The sequence below is a fragment of the Rhizobium sp. NPDC090275 genome, assembly GCF_044772225.1.
GTDB lineage: Bacteria > Pseudomonadota > Alphaproteobacteria > Rhizobiales > Rhizobiaceae > Rhizobium.
Window position 1 is genome coordinate 101,993 of sequence record NZ_JBIVYL010000010.1, and the last position, 20,407, is coordinate 122,399.

18 protein-coding genes and 1 pseudogene are annotated in these 20,407 nt (G+C 61.0%); 6 read left to right on the plus strand and 13 right to left on the minus strand.

Annotated elements, in window-relative coordinates; translation table 11 throughout:
- The first annotated feature begins 2 nt into the window (after window positions 1-2).
- The 4 genes and pseudogenes from ACIQUB_RS23605 to bfr all read left to right on the plus strand — a co-directional run bounded on the left by ACIQUB_RS23605 (window position 3) and on the right by bfr (window position 5,798).
- Window positions 3-1,415 (plus strand): Y-family DNA polymerase, encoded by a 1,413-nt coding sequence (locus tag ACIQUB_RS23605; RefSeq protein WP_402932914.1) that lies wholly within the window; start codon window positions 3-5, stop codon window positions 1,413-1,415.
- Window positions 1,412-4,858, plus strand: coding sequence for an error-prone DNA polymerase (locus ACIQUB_RS23610; protein WP_113238190.1), 3,447 nt, complete (start codon window positions 1,412-1,414; stop codon window positions 4,856-4,858). The genes ACIQUB_RS23605 and ACIQUB_RS23610 overlap by 4 nt, the downstream gene beginning before the upstream one ends.
- A 94-nt stretch (window positions 4,859-4,952) precedes the next feature.
- Window positions 4,953-5,347: pseudogene (locus ACIQUB_RS23615) on the plus strand ((2Fe-2S)-binding protein).
- Complete coding sequence (gene bfr / locus ACIQUB_RS23620; RefSeq protein WP_018901052.1) at window positions 5,313-5,798, plus strand: bacterioferritin; 486 nt, start codon at window positions 5,313-5,315, stop codon at window positions 5,796-5,798. The pseudogene ACIQUB_RS23615 and the gene bfr overlap by 35 nt, the downstream one beginning before the upstream one ends.
- 56 nt (window positions 5,799-5,854) lie before the next feature.
- On the opposite strand, the gene ACIQUB_RS23625 is transcribed toward bfr, so the two are convergent.
- The 6 genes from ACIQUB_RS23625 to rsfS form a co-directional block, all read right to left on the minus strand.
- A complete protein-coding gene (locus ACIQUB_RS23625) occupies window positions 5,855-6,385 on the minus strand; it encodes an RNA pyrophosphohydrolase (protein ID WP_113238191.1) in 531 nt (176 codons plus the stop codon).
- A gap of 11 nt (window positions 6,386-6,396) precedes the next feature.
- Complete coding sequence (locus ACIQUB_RS23630) at window positions 6,397-7,593, minus strand: divergent polysaccharide deacetylase family protein (protein ID WP_113238192.1); 1,197 nt, start codon at window positions 7,591-7,593, stop codon at window positions 6,397-6,399.
- Between the two features lie 79 nt (window positions 7,594-7,672).
- Window positions 7,673-8,995 carry a S41 family peptidase gene (locus ACIQUB_RS23635; protein WP_047509025.1) on the minus strand — a complete coding sequence of 441 codons (1,323 nt, stop codon included), beginning with the start codon at window positions 8,993-8,995 and terminating at the stop codon, window positions 7,673-7,675.
- Window positions 8,985-10,418 carry a murein hydrolase activator EnvC gene (locus tag ACIQUB_RS23640; protein ID WP_113238193.1) on the minus strand — a complete coding sequence of 478 codons (1,434 nt, stop codon included), beginning with the start codon at window positions 10,416-10,418 and terminating at the stop codon, window positions 8,985-8,987. Before ACIQUB_RS23640 ends, ACIQUB_RS23635 begins: the two co-directional genes overlap by 11 nt.
- A gap of 121 nt (window positions 10,419-10,539) precedes the next feature.
- Entirely contained in the window at window positions 10,540-11,022 is a 483-nt protein-coding gene (gene rlmH, locus ACIQUB_RS23645) for a 23S rRNA (pseudouridine(1915)-N(3))-methyltransferase RlmH (RefSeq protein WP_113238194.1), read from the minus strand.
- A gap of 131 nt (window positions 11,023-11,153) precedes the next feature.
- Entirely contained in the window at window positions 11,154-11,594 is a 441-nt protein-coding gene (rsfS, locus tag ACIQUB_RS23650) for a ribosome silencing factor (protein WP_037112036.1), read from the minus strand.
- Between the two features lie 206 nt (window positions 11,595-11,800).
- Between rsfS and ACIQUB_RS23655 the strand changes: the two genes are divergently transcribed.
- Window positions 11,801-12,181 (plus strand): winged helix-turn-helix domain-containing protein, encoded by a 381-nt coding sequence (locus ACIQUB_RS23655; RefSeq protein ID WP_113238195.1) that lies wholly within the window; start codon window positions 11,801-11,803, stop codon window positions 12,179-12,181.
- Here the strand turns inward: ACIQUB_RS23655 and modC are convergent.
- The 7 genes from modC to obgE form a co-directional block, all read right to left on the minus strand.
- Window positions 12,178-13,245: a molybdenum ABC transporter ATP-binding protein gene (modC, locus tag ACIQUB_RS23660; RefSeq protein ID WP_113238196.1), complete on the minus strand. Its 1,068-nt coding sequence runs from the start codon at window positions 13,243-13,245 to the stop codon at window positions 12,178-12,180. The two genes, ACIQUB_RS23655 and modC, sit on opposite strands and share 4 nt — an antisense overlap.
- A complete protein-coding gene (gene modB / locus ACIQUB_RS23665; RefSeq protein ID WP_113238197.1) occupies window positions 13,242-13,943 on the minus strand; it encodes a molybdate ABC transporter permease subunit in 702 nt (233 codons plus the stop codon). The genes modC and modB overlap by 4 nt, the downstream gene beginning before the upstream one ends.
- 74 nt (window positions 13,944-14,017) lie before the next feature.
- A complete protein-coding gene (modA, locus tag ACIQUB_RS23670) occupies window positions 14,018-14,803 on the minus strand; it encodes a molybdate ABC transporter substrate-binding protein (protein WP_113238198.1) in 786 nt (261 codons plus the stop codon).
- A 486-nt stretch (window positions 14,804-15,289) separates the two neighbouring features.
- Window positions 15,290-15,940: a nicotinate-nucleotide adenylyltransferase gene (locus ACIQUB_RS23675; RefSeq protein WP_113238199.1), complete on the minus strand. Its 651-nt coding sequence runs from the start codon at window positions 15,938-15,940 to the stop codon at window positions 15,290-15,292.
- Window positions 15,915-17,198: a glutamate-5-semialdehyde dehydrogenase gene (locus tag ACIQUB_RS23680; RefSeq protein WP_113238200.1), complete on the minus strand. Its 1,284-nt coding sequence runs from the start codon at window positions 17,196-17,198 to the stop codon at window positions 15,915-15,917. Before ACIQUB_RS23680 ends, ACIQUB_RS23675 begins: the two co-directional genes overlap by 26 nt.
- Window positions 17,191-18,360, minus strand: a complete 1,170-nt coding sequence (proB, locus tag ACIQUB_RS23685; protein WP_113238201.1) for a glutamate 5-kinase — start codon at window positions 18,358-18,360, stop codon at window positions 17,191-17,193. Before proB ends, ACIQUB_RS23680 begins: the two co-directional genes overlap by 8 nt.
- Window positions 18,353-19,432, minus strand: a complete 1,080-nt coding sequence (obgE, locus tag ACIQUB_RS23690; RefSeq protein WP_018901066.1) for a GTPase ObgE — start codon at window positions 19,430-19,432, stop codon at window positions 18,353-18,355. Before obgE ends, proB begins: the two co-directional genes overlap by 8 nt.
- Before the next feature lie 79 nt (window positions 19,433-19,511).
- On the opposite strand from obgE, the gene ACIQUB_RS23695 reads away from it, so the two are divergent.
- The gene (locus ACIQUB_RS23695) at window positions 19,512-20,378 is read left to right on the plus strand and encodes an endonuclease/exonuclease/phosphatase family protein (RefSeq protein ID WP_113238202.1); all 867 of its coding nucleotides are present in this window, start codon (window positions 19,512-19,514) and stop codon (window positions 20,376-20,378) included.
- The last annotated feature ends 29 nt before the right edge of the window (window positions 20,379-20,407 follow it).

Below are 20,407 nucleotides of genomic sequence, written 5' to 3' on the forward strand. Positions count from 1 at the left end.
CCATGCGGCTGACGGCGCTGGACGAGGCAGCCGAAGAGATCAACCTGAAAAAGAGCATGGGTGTCGCCGAAGCCCGCGCCATCCACCCGACGATCGAGGTGATCGAGGAGGATCCGGCCGCCGACCAGCGCTTTCTCGAAGGCATCGCCGACTGGTGCGACCGCTATACGCCGCTGGTGGCGCTCGACGGCAGGGATGGCCTGTTTCTCGACATAACCGGCTGTGCCCACCTCTTCGGCGGAGAAAAGGCGCTCCTCAAGGATATCATGTCCAGGCTCTTTCAAATGGGCATCGACGTCCGGGGCGCGATCACCTCTTCCCCCGGCCTCTCCTGGGCGGTCAGCCGTTTCGGTCAGGGAGGCGTGATCGACGCGGATGAGACGGAACGGGTCGTCGCCCCACTTCCTGTCGCCGCACTTCGCCTCTCGGACGACACGGTCGCAGCGCTCACCAAGATGGGCCTGAAATACATCGGCGACCTGATGGAAACCCCGCGTGCGCCGCTGACCCGCCGCTTCGGCGCAAGCGTACTGTTGCGGCTTGACCAGGTGCTTGGAACGGACGAGGAGCCGATATCGCCGCGCCTGCCCGTCGCCAGCCTCTCGGCCGAGCGCCGGTTGATGGAACCGGTCGCCGCGGAAGAGGAGATTCTGGCAGTCACCGACCAGATCGCCCATGCGCTGAAACCGTCGCTGGAGGCGCGCGGCGTCGGCGGGCGCGTTTTCGAACTCGTCCTGTTTCGCGTCGATGGCAAGGTCTTCCGCATCACGGCCGGCACGACAAGGCCGCTGCGGGAACCAAGGCGCATCGCCGTCCTGTTCACCGAACGCCTGCAGGCCGTCCATGACGATCTCGATGCCGGCTACGGGTTCGAGATTCTGCGTCTCAATGTTCTGCGTCACGAAACCTTCGATACGGCTCAAAGCGATTTCGAGGGACACCAGCAGAAGGATGCCTCGCTGGCAGCCTTCGTCGATCGCGTTTCCGCGCGATTGGGATCGCATTGCCTTCAGACCTTCCAGCTGCGCGAAAGCCACCTGCCGGAAAGGGCCGTGATTTCGGTTCCCGCCATCGATGGCCTCTCCGCGAAGACCCCGCCTGGCAATCCCGCCCCCTCACGCGGCGAGAGACCCGCGCGTCTCCTGGAAAGAGCGGAACCGATGGATGCCTTTGCCATCGAGGTTCCAGATGGTGCGCCGGCCAATTTTCACTGGCGCCGCATGCGCCACCGTATCGTCAAAAGCGAGGGGCCTGAGCGGCTTGCCATGGAATGGTGGCTCGACGGCAAGGATACGCAGCCCCGCGACTATTTCCGCGTCGAGGATGATCAGGGCCACCGCTTCTGGATCTACCGCAAGGGTCTGTACGGCCAGGACGAGACGCAAAGCTGGTACATGCACGGGATGTTCGCATGAACAAGGCTTTCTTCGAGATCGGCGCCAAGACCAATTTCTCCTTTCTGGAGGGTGCCTCCAAGCCTGAGGAAATGATGCTGCAGGCCGCGGTCCTGGGGCTAGGCGGCATCGGCATCGCCGACCGAAACTCGGTCGCCGGCGTCGTCAGGGCGCACGCCCAGGCAACGGCGCTTCGAAAAAAATTCGAGCGGAAAGAACAGGGCCTGCTGGAAAAGGGCGAGAACCCAGAAAACATCCTTGACCCGGTCCGCCTGCAACCCGGCGCCCGGTTGGTCTTTTCGGATGGAACACCCGATATTCTGGCCTATCCTCAAAATCGAAAGGGTTGGGCGCATCTCTGCCGCCTCCTGAGCGCCGGCAATCTGCGCGCGGAAAAGGGCAACTGCATCCTCGTGGAAGCGGACCTGCTTGAATGGGGTGACCAGATGATGCTGGCGGTCATCCCTAATCCTGCCGTTGCCGACGATCCCCTGCGTTGCGACACATTCGAAGCCTGCGTTGGGCGTCTCCGCGCTCGTTTTCGCGACAAGCTCTACATGACGATGACTTCATCTTATGACGGTCGCGACAAGCGCGTCTTTGCGGTGATTTCGATCATCGCGTCCAGAAACCGCGTCCCTCTTATCGCCTCCAATCAGCCGCTTTATCATGACACCGCACGCCGCCCTCTATCGGATATCGTCACCTCGATAAGGGAGCATGTGCCGATCCCCGAGGCCGGTTTTCTGCTGGCGCCGAATGCCGAACGCTATCTGAAGCACGGAAGAGAGATGGTACGGCTTTTCAGGGAATATCCCGATGCGATCTCCAACACGGAGAAATTCTTCTCCAGGCTGAGCTTTTGCCTGGACGAACTGAAGCACAATTATCCTGATGAGAACGACGCGGGCGAAACATCTTACGAAACGCTGGAGCGCCTGACATGGGCTGGAGCGGCAAGGCGCTTTCCCGAAGGCATCAGGGAGAAGACCCGGAAGCAGATCGTCTACGAACTGGACCTCGTAAGAGAGAAGCAATACGCGCCTTATTTCCTGACGGTCCACCGGATCATCATGCATGCCCGCTATGAGCTCAATATCCTTTGCCAGGGCCGCGGCTCGGCCGCCAATTCGGTGATCTGCTACTGCCTTGAGGTCACAGAGGTTAACCCGGAAAAAAGCGTGCTGTTGTTCGACCGATTCATGTCGACGGACCGCGACGAACCACCCGATATCGATGTCGATTTCGAGCATGATCGGCGCGAGGAGGTCATCCAGCACATCTATAAGCGCTATGGCAAGGAGCATGCCGGGCTGACGGCGGCCGTCACCAGCTACCGCACCCGTTCCGCAGGCCGCGAGGTCGCAAAGGCGTTCGGCTTGTCGGAAGATGTGCAATCAGCGATCGGCAGCCTGGTATGGGGCTGGTCGGATGACAAGCTGTCTGAACGGGAAGCAAGAGCCGCCGGCCTCGACACTGGCAACCCCGTAACCAACCACGTCCTGCAATACGCATCCGAACTCTTGAGCTTCCCCCGCCACCTCACCCAGCATGTCGGCGGCTTCGTCATCACCCGCGATCGTCTCGATGAGGTCGTTCCCATCATGAATACGGCGATGCCAGATCGCTACATGATCGAATGGGACAAGGACGATCTCGACAATCTGAAGATCCTCAAGGTCGACGTGTTGGCGCTCGGAATGTTGACCTGCCTGCGCAAGGCCTTCGATCTTCTTCTGCTGCATTACGACGTGAAGAAGACGCTGGCCGATCTCGGCAATGACACGCATGAGGACGAAAAACCGGTCTATGACATGATGTGCCGGGCCGACACGCTGGGCGTCTTCCAGATCGAAAGCCGGGCGCAGATGAGTATGCTGCCGCGCCTGCGGCCAAGACGATTTTACGATCTCGTCATCGAGGTTGCCATCGTCCGGCCCGGGCCTATCCAGGGTGACATGGTCCACCCCTATTTGAAGCGAAGGGAGCAACGACAGAAAGGTATTCCTATCGACTATCCGAGCCCGGAATTGGAAGGCGTCCTTGAGCGGACACTTGGAGTCCCGCTCTTTCAGGAGCAGGCCATGCAAATCGCCATCACGGCGGCCGGTTTCGAGCCTGCCGAGGCCGACCAACTGCGCCGCGCCATGGCAACCTTCAAGCGCACCGGCACCATCGGCAATTTCGAACAGCGCTTCATCGACGGAATGGTATCCAAAGAGTACCCTCAGGAATTCGCCCAGCAATGCTTCAACCAGATCAAGGGGTTTGGCGAATACGGCTTTCCGGAAAGCCACGCAGCCTCCTTCGCGCTGCTCGTCTACGCCTCCTCCTGGATGAAGGCCTATTATCCCGATATCTTCTGTGCGGCCATGTTGAACTCGCAGCCCATGGGCTTCTATGCGCCGGCGCAACTGGTCCGCGACGCCAGGGAGCACGGCGTCGAGATCCGGCCGGTCGATATCAACAGCTCGGATTGGGATTGCTTGTTAGAAAATGGCCGTTTCGATGATCGCCGGATCGACTTTCGTCATCGCGAGATGACTGAGGTCATCAAGGCCAACCACGCCGTCCGCCTCGGCTTTCGTCAGGTAAAGGGGTTATCCGAAGACGCGATACGCGAGAAGCTGATGGCACAGCGCGGATACGGCTATACCTCCATCCGTGATCTCTGGCTGCGCTCGGGCCTCGACAAATCCGATATCGAGCGGCTGGCGGATGCCGATGCCTTCAACAGCATTGGCCTGTCCCGGCGCGAGGCGCTATGGGCGGTCCGTGCGCTCGATGTGAAGAGCGCGGCCGAGCGCTTGCCGTTGTTTGATCAGGCATCTCATCTCGATCTGCAGGTCGAGCCGCAAGCAAGACTGCCCGAAATGCTGCCCGGCGAGCAGGTGGTCGAGGACTACCGATATCTGTCCCTGTCGCTCAAGGCGCATCCTCTTTCCTTCCTACGCGACGAACTGCGCGGGATAGGCATCACCCGCAGCGTCGACCTGCTCAAGGTACCGAACGGCCGTTGGGTGACGATTGCCGGCCTCGTATTGGTGCGCCAGCGCCCGGGCTCGGCCAAGGGCGTTATCTTCATGACGCTGGAGGATGAAACCGGCGTCGCCAATGCCATCGTCTGGCCGAAGACCTTCGAGAAATACCGCGCCATCGTCATGGGAGCCCGGCTCGTCAAGATCCGCGGCAAGCTGCAGAGCCAGAGCGGGGTGATTCATACGGTCGTCGATCACATCGAGGACATGACGCACGCCTTGGGCCTCTTGCAGAAGGAGGCCAATCGCTTCGGCGTCTGCGATCGCTCGGACGAAGCGCGCCGACCGACCGCCGATCCCCGGCAGAAGAAGCTCAGCGAGACATTGGAGAAGGCGGTGATGGAAAAAAGAATGACCACTCATGACAAGCGCGGGCGGGATGAAACCACGGCATCGGTCATGCCGAAGGGACGTAATTTTCATTGATTTTCAATGGCGGGTCCGTTCGGTCATCGTCGCAAGCGGAGAGCCATATGCTTCAGTTGGATCGTAGACGAGCCGGAAGGCGGGCAAAGCGGGAGTGGCTGAATATGAATCTTTCTTGACAACAAGCGTCTTCTTTAGCAAAAAGACGATAGTCATTGTCATGTTTGGAATGAAGACGTGCTTGTCTGCAGTTGCAACTACATAACCGACACCGAAATCCGGGAGGTTATCAACAGCCTTCTCGATGAGGACTGTTGGCAGCTTATTGTCCCTGCGAAAGTCTACCACGCCATGGAAAAACGCGGCCGTTGCTGCGGCTGTTTCCCGAATGTGGTCGACATCATCATTCAGACGACCGAGGACTATCACGCCCGTCGGCACTCGACGGATGCTGAAATATTTGATTTCATGTCTCGCCTCAGAAACTTCCATGAAGAAAACAGGAGAGCGGACATTGAAAGGCGACAAAAAAGTCATCGAGCGGCTTAACGAGGCCCTCTTTTTGGAACTTGGTGCTGTCAACCAGTACTGGGTTCACTACCGGCTCCTTGAAGATTGGGGTTACACCAAGCTCGCCAAGAAAGAGCGCGCTGAATCGATTGAAGAAATGCAGCATGCCGACAAGCTCGTCGCACGCATCATCTTCCTCGAAGGCCACCCCAACCTGCAGACGCTTGCGCCTCTGCGCATCGGCCAGAACGTCAAGGAAGTCCTGGAAGCGGATCTCGCAGGCGAATACGACGCCCGCACCGCCTACAAGAAATCCCGCGATATCTGTCATGAGGCAGGCGACTACGTTTCCATGAAGCTCTTCGAAGAACTCCTCATGGACGAAGAAGGCCACATCGACTTCCTCGAGACCCAGCTTGAGCTGCTCGGCAAGATCGGCGAAGCCAAGTACGGCCAGCTGAACGCCGACTCGGCCGACCAAGCCGAATAATCAAGCCACAGGAGCCGGTCGCCCAGGCGGCCGGCATCCAAATCAGGCACCATCAATCAGGCGGCTGGCGATCCGGCGAGATGGCTGAACTCGCTGACCACCTGTTCGTAGACACCGCGCTTGAAGGACACGATCAGCTCCGGCAACTCCGCCATCGGCTTCCAGTCCCACGCGTCGAATTCAGCGGAATGTCCACCCGGCGGCGGGTTGATGGCGATCTCGCTCTCATCGCCGTCGAAGCGGAAAGCGAACCAGCGCTGCGTCTGGCCGCGAAACTTGCCCTTCAGCCCGATGCCGATCAGCTGTGGCGGCAGATCGTAGTTGATCCAGTCCTTCGCCTCGGCAAGCAGCGCCACCGTCTTCATCCCGGTCTCTTCATAAAGCTCGCGATAAGCAGCCGTCAGCGGGTCCTCGCCCTTGTCGATGCCGCCCTGCGGCATCTGCCACAGCTGCGGCGAGCCGTCATATTCCGAATTCTCCGCCGGAATCCGGCGGCCGGCCCAAACCAGCCCGGCACGGTTGAGGATCATCACGCCGACGCAGGGGCGATAGGGCAGATCTTCGGCTTTAACGGTCGATTGGCTCATGGTTGTCTCTGCTAGGGCTTCTTGGGATCGTTGGTCAGCGCAGCGATCCCGACGATCTCGATGCCGCGCATCGCCGCTTCTTCCGTCCATTTTGAAATGGCATCGATGCTCTCGTCAAATGCCGAGGCGACGCCGATCGCCTGGCCGTTGCGCTTGGCCACGCGCTCGAGTTCATCCAGCTTGTTGGTGATCGCGTTGAAATCCACCTGCCCGTCGAGCTGCACGTCCGCAAAGGCGTATGGCGTCTCCGTGCCCTTGGCGATCGCGGCGGTCTTCGACTGCGCCGAGGTTCCGTCGTCGAGAAACAACAGCCCGCGCTTGCCGATATCGCGCATGACAGGCTCCAGCGCATTCGCATCGGAGAGAAAACGGCCACCCTGATAATTCAGCACGCCGGTATAGTTGGTGATTTCGCCCATCGCCCGATGCAGGCTCTCGATATTCCTGGCCACGCCTTTCGACGTCAGCAGCGTATCGGGACCCGGATCGTTCGCCGGATAATCAAAAGGCTCAAACGGCACCTGGATCAATATCTCGTGGCCGGACCGGCGCGCCTCCTGCATCCAGCGCTGCAGACTGTTGCCGCTGGCGGCAAAGGCAAGCGTCACCTCCTCAGGCAACTGCTTTATCGCCCGCTGCGTGCCCGTCTGGCTGAGGCCAAGGCCGCTCACGACGATCGCGATCCGCGTTCCATGCGCGCCCGACCATGGCCGTGCATATTGATCCATCGGCCGGCGGCCATCGGGGCCGACAATCGGCAACCGCCCGAACGACGACGCCTCAAGCAGGGCATCGTTCGGCAGCGCGGCCATCCGCGGATCCTGCCCCACCTGCATGGCGTCGATCAGGACGGGGCCGTTTCCGTCGCGGGTCTTCGGGCTGTATTTGGTCACCACCGAGCCATCACCCGTCGTCATCCGCTCAACATTGGCGCCGGAATTTGGCTCGCTGCGCGGCATGCCGTTGGGAGGCGCGGTATCCGGCGTTGCAGCCTGTTGGGCGGTATCGGTGGGAACGGCAGAGGCCTGCTCCTTGGCGGGCGGCGTCTCGCGTTTCAGGCCATCGCCGCGAAAGGCGGTATAGACCGAAAAGCCGCCGATCAGCACGAGGCAAAGCCCGGCAATCACCCGCCCTGTGCGCAAGACGCCAGGGCGCTTGCCGCCCGGCTTGCGGTTCTGTCCAAGGGGCGCGTGCAGATCGGTATTCATTCTTCGGCTGCTTCCATCATCAGGACAGCAAAAAGGCGTCAGGCCGGATCCTCATCCAGCCTGACGCCTCATCTGATCGTTACTTGGCGCTGACGGCCTTTTCAGGGTTCGGCGGGAAAGACGGGTCCGTCTTCTTGCCGCGCAGAAGGTCGAGCGCGTAGTTGAGCTGCACGTCATCCTTCGGATCCGGCGGCACGTAGGCGACGGAGCCCGAGCCCTCATCCGTCTCGCTCTGGCCCTTGATGTGGCCGCGCAGGGCGGATTCGCCCTCGGTCACCATCTTGCCCTTCAGATCATCCGGCAGCGGCTCTTCGACCTTGATGTCAGGCGTGATGCCGGTGCCCTGGATCGAGCGGCCCGACGGCGTGTAGTAGAGCGCCGTCGTCAGGCGAAGCGCGCCGTTCTCGCCAAGCGGGATGATGGTCTGGACCGACCCCTTGCCGAAGGAGCGCGTGCCGAGAACCGTGGCGCGACGCAGATCCTGCAGGGCGCCGGCGACGATTTCCGATGCCGAAGCCGAGCCGCCGTTGATCAGAACGATCACAGGCTTGCCATCCGTCAGATCGCCAGGGCCGGCATTGAAGCGGCGGGTTTCGTCCGGATTGCGGCCACGCGTGGAAACCACCTCGCCGCGCTGCAGAAGCGCATCCGATACCTGGATCGCCTGGTCGAGCAGACCGCCCGGGTTGAGGCGCAGGTCAAGCACGTAGCCCTTGAGCTTATCGGCCGGAACGGTCTTCTTGATCTTCTCGATCGCCTTTTCCATGTCCGGGTAGGTCTTTTCGGTGAACGAGATGATGCGGAGATACCCGACATCATCCTCGACACGCGACTTGACCGCCTGCACGGCCACGACATCGCGAACGATCGTCAGTTCGATCGGCTTGTCGGCGCCCTTGCGGATCAGCGTCAGCTTGATCGGGGTGTTGATGGCACCGCGCATCTTCTCGACAGCGTCTTCGAGCTTCAAGCCACGAACGGACTGTCCGTCGATTTCCGAGATATAATCGCCCGCGAGAACACCTGCCTTGGCGGCCGGCGTATCGTCGATCGGCGTGATGACCTTGACCAGCTCGTCTTCCATCGTGACTTCGATACCGAGACCGCCGAACTCGCCCTTGGTCTGGGTCTGCATGTCCGCCGCGTCCTTGGCGTTCATGTAGCTCGAATGCGGGTCAAGCGACGAAAGCATGCCGTTGATGGCATTTTCGATCAGCTTGTCCTCGGCCGGCGGCGTTACGTACTGGGCGCGAACGCGCTCGAATACGTCACCGAAAACGGACAGTTCCTTGTAGGTGGACGCCCCCGCCGCTTCCGCGGGCACACCGGCGGAATAGATGACGCTCATGGCCGTCGCACCCATCAATGCGCCAACCAGAACAAGAGAAGCCCTACGAATCATTGCGTGCCTTTCCGGTGTCTTTGGCGGTCCACCATGGTCGGGAATCGACCGGCTTTCCGTCTTTTCGAAATTCAATGTAAAGCGTTGGTCGGTTTGTTTCCAGCGCCAATGCAGTCGCACTGGCCACTCTTTTCGCACCCATCACCGCAAGTGGTTCGCCGGCGAAAACAAACTTGCCCTGCCGCGCGTTCATGGTCTCCATTCCGGAGAGAACTAGGTGATATCCGTCGCCGGCATCGAGAATGATCATCTGCCCGTAGCTGCGAAACGCGCCGGCATAAACGATCAGACCATCAGCCGGTGCGGTAACCACCGTTTCCGGGTTGGTCGCCAGCGTCATACCCATCGCCTCATGGCCTGTTCCATCGGCATCGCCGAACTGGCGCAGGATATCGCCGGCAACGGGCAACTCCAGCTTGGCCTTCAATTCTCCGAACGGATATGCGGGCGCAATGCGGTTTTTATCGGGCACCCCGCTGTCGGCCAAAGCCTTGGCCTGTGCGCGCTGCTCATCAGTCAGCAGCCTGCGATTTTCCTCCGCCTGGCGCGCCGCGGCAGTCGCCTGGCGAACGGATGAAATCTCGCTTTCCATCGATGCCACAAGGCTCTCCAGGCTCGTGGCCTTGCCCGCGAGTTCCTCGGAGCGCTGCCGCTCGGCATTGAGCTCAGCCGTATTGCTGCGGCTCAATTTCTCGTTCTCGGCGAGAAGCAAATCCATGCGTCGCTCTTCCTCGAGGCTGTTGGTCATCGTCGTCGTCAAGCCGGTCTTCTCGGCGGCACTTGCGGCCTGCAGAGAGGCTAGGTTGCCGAGATCGGCGGCGAGTTTATCCGTCTCCTTGCGGATGCCGGGAACGACGGCACCGAGCAGGATGGCGCTGCGCACCGAGGCAAGCGCATCATCAGGCGTCACCAGAAGCGCCGGCGGCGGGTTGCGTCCCATCCGCTGGAGTGCCGCAAGCACTTCGGCCAGCAATCCACGCCGCTCATGCAGCGAGTGGCGAACCGCATCTTCCTTCACGCCGAGATCGGCAAGCTTCTTCTCGCTTTCCAGTATCTGCTTTTCCAGCGACTTGCGCCGGGCGGCTGAATCGATCAGCGCCTGGCGAACACTGCTGGTGCTCTTGTCCAGATCCTCGATGCTCTTCTGCAGCTCCGCGACCTTGCTCGAAGAAAGATTGATGGTCTTTGACAGCGCATCCAGTTCGCTACGCGTCTGGTCGCGCTTCTTTTCCAATTCGACGGCCGGATCAGGTGCCGCAGCCAAAACGGGCGCGTTCGCCGCCTGCGGGTCCGGCTGTGCAGCGGCCGGCTGCTCCTGCGCCAGGGCCGAAACCCACCCGGACACGCCGAGAACCGACGCGGCAAGGCCCGCCACGGCAACCGACAAGATCACATAGTTTCGCTTGGATGCAGGTGTCGGCATGCCGATCGGTAAATCCTCTTAAACCGCGCGAAGATTAAGCTGATTTGACCATCTTTGCCAGAAAGATTGAGGCCTGCCGCCCGATCGCGCAAGACACACCTGCGTGAATGATTGTGACCGTTCAGACGCGATGGTAGGGATGGCCGGAGAGGATCGTCACCGCGCGATAAAGCTGCTCGGCGATCAGCGTGCGAACGAGTTGATGCGGCCAGGTCATCTTGCCCAGGCACAGCGTTGCGTCGGCCCGATCGTAGAGCGCCGGATCAAGTCCGTCGGCGCCACCGATCGCGATCAACATGTCGCGCTTTCCCTGATCGCGGTAACTGCCGAGAAGAGTGGCGAAGCCTTCGCTATCGAGCGCCTTGCCGCGCTCGTCGAGGAGAATGAGGATACTGCCGTCCGCCAGCGACTTCTGAAGCATGCCCGCTTCCTCGCGCTTGCGCGTATCGGCATTGGACGCGCGACTTTCGGCGACTTCGACAACGCGGGAGAATTCGAGGCCGATGGCGGGACCGGCCTTTGCAAAGCGGTCGAAATAACGCGCCGCAAGATCCTTCTCCGGGCCGGATTTGAGCCGCCCCACGGCAAAAAGACCAACGCGCATGTGTCCGCTCCTGCTATCAGGCTTTTCGCGGCCCAAAGGTGCCGCAGGCCGGGGCTAAAGCACCGCCGGCCCAATCACAGCCATCTATCAGGCGTCGGACGCAGCGTCCAGACAGCCTGCCAGCTGGAGTATCAGTGCAGCGTCTCGTCCAGATCGGGAGCCTGCCACATCTTTTCGATGTTGTAGAACTCACGAATTTCGGGACGGAAGACATGCACGATAACATCGCCGGTATCGATCAGGATCCAATCGCCGGCATCCTGGCCTTCGACCCGGGCGGAGCCGAAGCCCTCGTCCTTGAGGTCGCTGAGCAGGTGGTCGGCAATTGCCATGACATGGCGGCTCGAGCGGCCCGATACCACGACCATGAAGTCGCCGAGCGCCGATTTTCCGGCAATGTCGATGGAAACGATATCTTCAGCTTTGGAGTCCTCGAGGCTGACGAGGACGGTGTGCAGGGCGCGGGCAGCGGCATCAACGCCACGTTCCGGGCTCTTCGGGACAACGACTTTCGTGCTTCCCTTTGCGTGTACTGTTGTCAGTGCTTTCCCTTTCTCGGAATGACAAAGCATGCACATCACTGATTTGGCGAACCAAATCACGGTTAAGATAGGCACCGAACCATAAATGTTTCAAGACGCCCGCGATCACAAAGCATGAATGCCGGATTTGGCGCGGCAGCAACGGATGGCTCAGCCTCAAGTGCATCCTGCCGGGCTGTGTACAGTTGCCGTTGCCCTCAGTAAAGTGATGCTTCGTCCCAGTGCGAAGATTGCAAATGAAAAACACCTTAGAAAACACGCTTGTCCCGGTCCTTCGCATCAGCTTTCCGCATGAGGATCGCCTTGGGCACGGCAAGATGGAACTGCTGGAGCATATCAGAGAGACCGGCTCGATCTCCGCCGGCGGCCGCGCGATGGACATGTCCTACCGGCGCGCCTGGCTGCTAGTCAGCGAAATGAACCGGATGTTCAAGCATCCCGTCGTCGAATCCCAGCGCGGCGGCCAAAAGGGCGGCGGCGCGGCGCTCACGGCGTTCGGCGAGGAACTGCTCGCGCGTTTTCGGCAGATGGAGCAAACGATCCGGGTGACCCTGGCTGACGACCTCGCCTGGCTGGAGAGCAACCGCTTGCTCGATGGCACCGAGCCAACCGCTTAGGGCTCCAAAGCAACCGTCTTGATGATTGCGAACACCGGCATGCCCTCGCGCAGCGCCATGCGTTCCGCCGAGAAACTGGTGATCCGCGACAGGATCGCGTCACCAGCGCAATCGACCGTGACGTCTACGGTCGCATCGTCGGAAGGCGTCACTGCCAGGATCGTACCTTCAAGCACGTTGAGCGCGCTGAGACCGTTTGGCCGTTCAGTGGCAAGCATCACGTCGCGCGAGGGAATACGGACACGCACTGCCTTTCCCGGCGCAAGACCGGCATCTGGCACATGCAGTCGCACGGTCGTCATCGCAACGGTGGCCAGGCGATGCCGCTCGTCCACGGCCTCCACACGCCCCTGCAGCAAGGCACCCGCCTCGCGCCGATCAAGCGACGCAGCGGGCAGGCTGAGCACCTCGGTTGCCGCGCCCACGGCCTTCACCCGGCCGTCCTGCATGACGACGACCTGATCGGCAAGCCGCGCCACTTCGGCCACCGAATGGCTGACATAGACGATCGGAATATCCATCTCGTCGCGCAGACGCTCGAGGAACGGCATCACCTCCGCCTTGCGCGCTTCGTCGAGCGCGGCAAGCGGCTCATCCATCAAAAGCAGACGCGGCGACGACAAGAGCGCGCGGCCGATCGCCACCCGCTGCTTTTCACCGCCGGATAGATGCTCGGGGCTGCGGCCGAGCAGCCTCTCTATATCGAGCAGGCCGACGATCCGCTCAAAGCTCTCCCGTGGCGCCCCCTTCGGCGCGAACCAGCGACCATAGGTCAGGTTCTGCCGAACGGTCATATGCGGGAAGAGCCGTGCTTCCTGAAACACATAGCCGAACCGCCGCCGATGCTTGGCGACGAAAATGCGCTTGGCGGTATCCGTCAGTATCTCGCCATCGAGACTGATCCGTCCCTCGTCGGGCCGCGTCAGCCCGGCGATCATCCGGATCATCGAGGTCTTTCCCGAGCCCGAACGGCCGAACAGCGCGGTAATCCCACGCTCCGACGTGAACCCCGCCTCAAGCGAGAAGGCGTCAAACCGATGCTTTGCCTGAACAACGAGCGTCATTGTGGATCGATCCTCCGCCCGATGAGACGTGACAGAAACTCTGATGCCAGCAACGCAGCCATGGAAATAACCACGGCCACCAAGGTCAGCCGCAACGCACCCGCATCCCCGCCCGGAACCTGTGTAAAGGAATAAATCGCAGCCGACAGCGTCTGCGTCTCGCCGGGAATATTGGAAACGAAGGTGATCGTCGCACCGAACTCGCCCATCGCCTTGGCGAAGGCCAGGATCATGCCGGCGATGATGCCGGGTAGGGTGAGGGGAAGCGTCACCGTCAGGAAAACCCAGAATGGACTGGCGCCGAGCGTGCCGGCAGCCTCTTCAAGCTTTCGGTCGATCGCCTCAATCGAGAGCCTGATGCTACGCACCATCAACGGAAATGCCATCACGGCGCAGGCAAGAGCCGCGCCCGTCCACCGGAAGGAGAAGACGATGCCGAAGTATTCATCGAGAAAAGCGCCAATCACCCCGCGCCGACCAAAGAGCACCAGCAGGATGAAACCGGTAACGACGGGCGGCAGGATGAGCGGCAAATGCACGATGCCGTTGAGAATGGATTTGCCCCAGAAGCGTCCCCGCGCCAGAAGCAGCGCGACACCGATGCCGAAGGGCAGGCTTGCCAGCATCGCGACGACAGACACCCGCAGGCTGAGCATGATCGCCGTCCATTCGTCACTGCTCAGACCAAGTGCTTCCAAATGCGATGCTCCTGAAAAAACGAAGGCCCACCGTGGCGGGCCTTCAGACTAGGCAGCTGCGTATAAAACCGCAATTATTTCAGGATGGTGAAGCCCTGTTCGGTAAAGAAGTGCGCGGCCTTCTCCGACTTCAGGAAGTCGAGATAAGCGGCCGTATCGGCATTCTTGCTCCCGGAGAGGATCGCGATCGGGTAGGTGATCGCCGGGTGCGAGTCAGCGGGGAAGGTGCCGGCAACGGCAACGCCTGGATCCGCGTTCACGTCGGTCTGGTAGACGATGCCGAACGGCGCTTCGCCGCGCGAGACCAGCGCCAGCGCCGCACGTACGCTTTCTGCGCCTGCGACCTTGCCTTCGACCGACGACCAGACGCCGAGCTTTTCAAGCGCCGCCTTGCCGTACTTGCCTGCCGGTACCGACTTGACTTCGCCCATCGCGAGCTTCCCGTCGCCGAGCAGGCCGGCCAGATCGAAGCCCTGCTTGATGTCGACAGGCTTAACCTTGTCCTTGGCGGCGACGAGCACGATGCTGTTGCCGAGCAGGTTGGAGCGGGTGTCCGCCTTGATCAGGTTCTTCTTGGCGAGATAATCCATCCAGTCGAGGTCGGCCGAGATGAACACATCCGCCGGCGCGCCGCCTTCGATCTGCTTCGCAAGCGCGGAGCTCGCCGCATAGGAGACAACGGCTTCCTTGCCGCTTTCCTTGGCCCATTCGGCATTGGCCGCATCCAGCGCGTTCTTCATGCTCGCGGCTGCGAACACCGTAACCTTTTCAGCGGCGACGGCAGTGCCGGCGGTCGCGCCAAGCCAGATAGCGGAGACCGCGACGGCTGCGAATTTCACCCATTGACGACGATTCTGCATATTGCTTCCCCAACACTTCGAGATGTTTGGAGAGATATAACGGAAAGCTGCTCATTGGCCAGCGCTATATTCGTTGGAACGCATCGCGCGACATGGCGCCCGGCCAAAGCGACTTCACGTGTTGGTGAATGACCACATGGATGCCGTTACGGCACAGCATAGGTCAACGACACCCGCTGGTAACGATCGGCTAAGTGATGGACGAGGCAAGTGAATCTCCGGGTCGTTGCCAAGAAATTGAGCATCAGCGAGGGTGCGACACTTAAACACATGCTGAAAATGCATTGCTGCGATGCACCAATTCCTCTTTCCTTTCTGTGATACTCATCATACAACCTACCCATCGAACAGCGATCTCCTCCTCCCAAAGCTGTTCGATAACGGATCGGCAACACTCCTCCTCCCAGTTGCCGGTCGAGTTTTAAGCCCGACGGATCCTCCCCCGTCGGGCTTTTCATTTTCCAGCGTATTCTTGAGAGAAATGAGCTAGGCGCCGTTTTGCGCGCGGATCGCCGTCGAGCTCAGTCGCGATCTCGGACCATGGATGAATGTCCAGGCCGGCGCCGGCTTCTTCCAGAGCGACCTCGAATCGTCCTCATCGACACGTGCGAAATCGAAGGTCTTGGCCATCTTCGACGACAGGAATGACAGCGTCGCGCCCGGCCGGTCGATGACCGCGATCGGGAACATGCGCGCGATATCCTGCCACCGCTGCCAGCGATGAAACGTCTTCAGACTATCGGCGCCCATGATCCAGATGAAATGCACATGGGGATTGCTGATCTTGATTCGCGCCAGTGTTTCTGCGGTGAAGGTCGTACCGAATTTCTTTTCGAATGCGGTGACCTTGATCGCCGGATGCTTGGCAAGCTTTTCGCTGAGCCGCACCCGCTCCGCCAGAGGCAAAAGCTGGCTCGGATCCTTCAAGGGATTGCCGGGAGTGACCATCCACCACAGCTGATCGAGACCAAGCCGCTTGATGGCGATCTCCGCCACAAGGGCATGCCCCTGGTGCGGCGGATTGAAGGAACCGCCGAACAGACCGACCACCATGCCCCGCTCGGCATGCGGCACGCGAAGATAGCGTCGGTCCAATTCGTCGTTGATCACATCAGGTCCGGACTTGGCCGGTGCCATGCACGCGGTATTTGAACGAGGTCAACTGCTCGACGCCAACGGGGCCTCGCGCATGCATCTTGCCGGTCGCGATGCCGATCTCCGCACCCATGCCGAATTCACCACCGTCGGCAAACTGCGTCGATGCGTTGTGGAGCAGAATGGCGGAATCGACCTCGGTGAAGAAGCGCTCCACGACAGCTGGGTCTTCGGCGATCACGGCTTCGGTATGGTTCGACGAATAGGTCTGGATATGCTTGATCGCACCATCGATGCCATCGACGACAGCGACCGAAACGATCGCGTCGAGATATTCCGTCGACCAGTCTTCCTCGGTCGCCGCCTTCGTTCCCGGCGCCGCCTTCACGACGCTCGAGGAGCCGCGAACTTCGCAACCAGCATCCGAGAGAACCCCGAGCAACGGCACGAGATGCGTGTCGCTGACAGCACTATCGACCAGGATGGTCTCGACCGCACCGCAAATGCCCGTCCGGCGCATCTTCGCGTTGACGACGATCTCCTTCGCCATGTCGAGATCGGCGGATGCATCGACATAGATATGGCAGAGCCCTTCCAGATGCGCGAAGACGGGCACCCTGGCCTCGTTCTGCACTCGCGCGACAAGGCTTTTGCCGCCGCGCGGGATGATCACGTCGATCGCTCCATCCAAGCCGCGCAACATGGCGCCGACGGCCGCGCGATCCGTGGTCGGAACGAGCTGGATAGCATGCTCTGGGAGCCCGGCCGCCTTCAGGCCGCGTATCATGCATTCATAGATAGCCTGCGATGAACGGCGCGAATCCGAACCGCAGCGCAGGATGACGGCATTGCCCGCCTTGACGCAAAGTGCCCCGGCATCCGCCGTCACATTCGGTCGGCTTTCGAAGATCACGCCGATCACACCAAGCGGCGTGCGCACGCGCTCGATCTTCAGGCCGTTGGGCCGATCCCAGGCGCTGACCACCTCGCCGACAGGATCTTTCAAGGCAGCGATCGCGCGGATGCCATCGGCCATCTCCGCGACGCGCTTGTCTGTGAGCGTCAGCCGGTCGATGAAGGAGGGCAGCATGTCCGAGCCCGCGGCATCCTCGAGATCCCGCGCGTTCTCAGCGAGGATATGGTCCTTGTCCGCCAGGATCGCATCAGCCATGGCATTCAGGGCGGCGTTCTTGGCGTCGGTCGAGGCGAAGCCCAACGGTCGCGCGGCTGCCTTGGCCTTGCGGCCGATGTCATTCATCAGCGCGTCAATGTCAGGGCTTTGCACGACTGTATCAAGCATGGGCGGCGTCCTTCTTCTGCCTTTCCGATTTCGAATTGATTTGCGAGGTCATGACCATGTCGTCGCGATGGATCATCGCCGCACGCCCGGCATAGCCGAGAATGGCCTCGATCTCGCTCGACTTGCGGCCGGTGATCTGGCGCGCTTCCTCGGCGTCATAGCCCGCCAATCCGCGCGCGATTTCCCGGCCATTGGGCCCGATGATCGCCACCGTATCACCACGGCTGAACACGCCGACAACCTTGCGCACACCGGCGGGCAGCAGGCTCTTGCCACCGCCGAGCGCCATCACTGCGCCGTCATCGACATGAAGCTCACCGGCCGGCTGCAGCTGACCGGCAATCCAGGTCTTGCGCGCAGTCACGGGCGTACCCGAAGGCGCAAACCAGGAAGACCGCGCGCCGTTTTCGATCGCAGACAGCGGGCTGTCGGTCTTGCCGGATGCGATGATCATCGCGCAGCCAGAAGTCGTCGCGATCTTGCCGGCATCGATCTTGGTGCGCATGCCGCCACGCGACAGCTCGGACGCAGCGCCGCCGGCCATCGCCTCGATCTCAGGCGTTATCTCTGCGATCGTCTCCAGGAACTGTGCATCTGGATCGAGATGCGGCGGAGCGGTGTAGAGGCCGTCGATATCCGACAATAGGATCAAAAGATCCGCGCCCGCCATCGTCGCGACGCGCGCTGCCAGACGGTCATTGTCCCCATATCGGATTTCGCTGGTAGCAACCGTGTCGTTCTCGTTGATGATGGGAACAGCGCCTATCTTCAGGAGCTGGTTGATCGTCGCGCGCGCATTGAGATAGCGCCGGCGCTCTTCCGTATCGCCAAGCGTCAGCAGGATCTGGCCTGCAACAATCTTGTCCCGCGAGAGGCTCTCGGACCAATCGCGCGCAAGCGCGATCTGGCCAACAGCGGCCGCCGCCTGGCTCTCCTCGAGCTTCAACGCGCCCGAGGGCAGATCGAGAACCGAGCGTCCAAGCGCGATGGCGCCCGAAGACACCACGAGCACATCGACGCCCTTGTTTTTCAACTTCGCGATATCGGCGCACATCGCGTCCAGCCAGCTCTTCTTCAAGCCGGTTTTCCGATCGACGAGCAGCGCGGAGCCGATCTTGATAACGATGCGCCGGTAGCTACCAAGCGCCTTCTGCCTAGTCATTGGCCTCGTCCTCGTCGGCGATCACATCGCGATGACGCACCTTCAAAGCTTTGGCCGGCTTCTCGGCAATGTTGGCCTCTGCATTGGCCTCGACGATGATGTCGCGCAGCGCACGCAACACCTCGGTCATGCCCATGCCTGTTGCCGCCGAGATCTGGTAGGGCGTGCTGCCGCAGGCCTTGGCCAGTTCCTTGGTCTTCTTCGTCAGCGTCGCCTTGTCGAGAACATCAATCTGCGACAGCGCCACGATCTCCGGCTTGTCGCCGATCTCGTCGCTATAGGCCCTGAGCTCGTGCTTGACCGTCTTGTAGGCCTTGCCGACATTCTCTTCCTGCGCGGAAACGAGATGCAGGAGAACGCGCGTACGCTCGACATGGCCGAGGAACCGGTCGCCGATGCCGACGCCCTCATGCGCGCCTTCGATCAGGCCGGGAATGTCGGCGAGAATGAATTCGCGCTCATCGATCGTCGCAACACCGAGATTGGGGTGCAGCGTCGTGAACGGATAATTGGCGATCTTCGGGCGTGCGCGGGTAACCGCCGCGAGGAACGTCGACTTGCCGGCATTCGGCAGACCGACCAGACCGGCATCGGCGATCAGCTTCAGGCGTAGCCAGATCGTCTTTTCCTCGCCCTCAAGGCCAGGATTGGCCCAATCCGGCGCTTGGTTGACCGAGGTCTTGAAGTGCGCATTGCCGAAGCCGCCATTGCCACCGCGGGCGAGGCAATAGCGCTGCCCCTCTTCCGTCAGGTCGCAGATCAGCGTTTCCTGGTCTTCCTCGAAGATCTGGGTGCCGACGGGCACCTTCAGCGTCACGTGCTCGCCATTGGCGCCGGTACGGTTGCGGCCCATGCCGTGCGTGCCGATCGTCGCCTTGAAGTGCTGCTGGAAGCGGAAATCGATCAGCGTGTTAAGACCGTTGACGGTCTCCACCCACACGTCACCACCGCGTCCGCCGTCACCGCCGTCAGGCCCGCCGAACTCGATGAACTTCTCGCGCCGGAATGATACGGCACCCGCGCCGCCGCTACCGGATTTGATATAGACCTTTGCTTCGTCGAGAAATTTCATTTTACTTCCATCATTCGGTGTCATTGGACGCCCGTCTTGGCCTGATCGATATAGGCCGTTCAGCCGGAGGTCAAAGATTATCGTTAGGTTTGCGAGCTATAACATACAGTACGGCTTCGGTCTCGACGGCACGTACGATCTGAAACGAATCGCCGACAGCCTTGCCGGCGCCGACATCATCGCGCTCCAGGAAGTCACCCGCGGCTTCGCGCGAAACCGATATGCCGACATGGTGGCTGATCTCAGTGCCCTGTTTCCCGACCATTTCTGGGTCTACGGACCGGGCTGCGACCTGCATGTCGCCGAAATTGACGGCCGTCCGGCGCCGCGCGGCATGCGCATGCAGTTCGGCAACATGGTCTTGTCGCGCTGGCCGATCCTGTCGACTCGCACGCTGCTTCTGCCACGCAGCAGGACGCTGACCAAGCTCAACCTGCAACGCGGCGCCACCGAGGCCGTCATCGACCTTCCCGGCGGCGCGGTGCGCGTCTATTCCGTCCATCTCGATCACGTCTCCAGCGACGAGCGCATCCGCCAACTCGCTCACCTCAATGAGCGCATCAACACCTTCACCCACGAAGGCGGATCGCTGACAGGCGCCCGCGAGTTCGAGATCGAGGACCTGCCGCTGCCTGAAGACTACCTCGTCATGGGCGACTTCAACATGCTGCCGGAATCGCCCGAATACTGCGCTTTCGCGGGCCGAAAGGACGGATATTACGGACGTACGGCGCGCATCGGCACGCCTGTTGACGCCTTCGAAGCGCTCCGCGCCTATCAGCCCGACAGCTACAGCTGGATGGATCCTGCAAATCATGGCAAGCGCATGCATCTCGATTACGTCTTCGTCAGTTCTGGCCTCGAAAGCCGGCTAAGATCCGCACGGATCGACACCTCGGCCATGGGGTCCGATCACTTCCCCGTCTGGGTCGAGATCGACAATTGAAGAAGGCGCCCCGACGAGTGTGGGGCGCC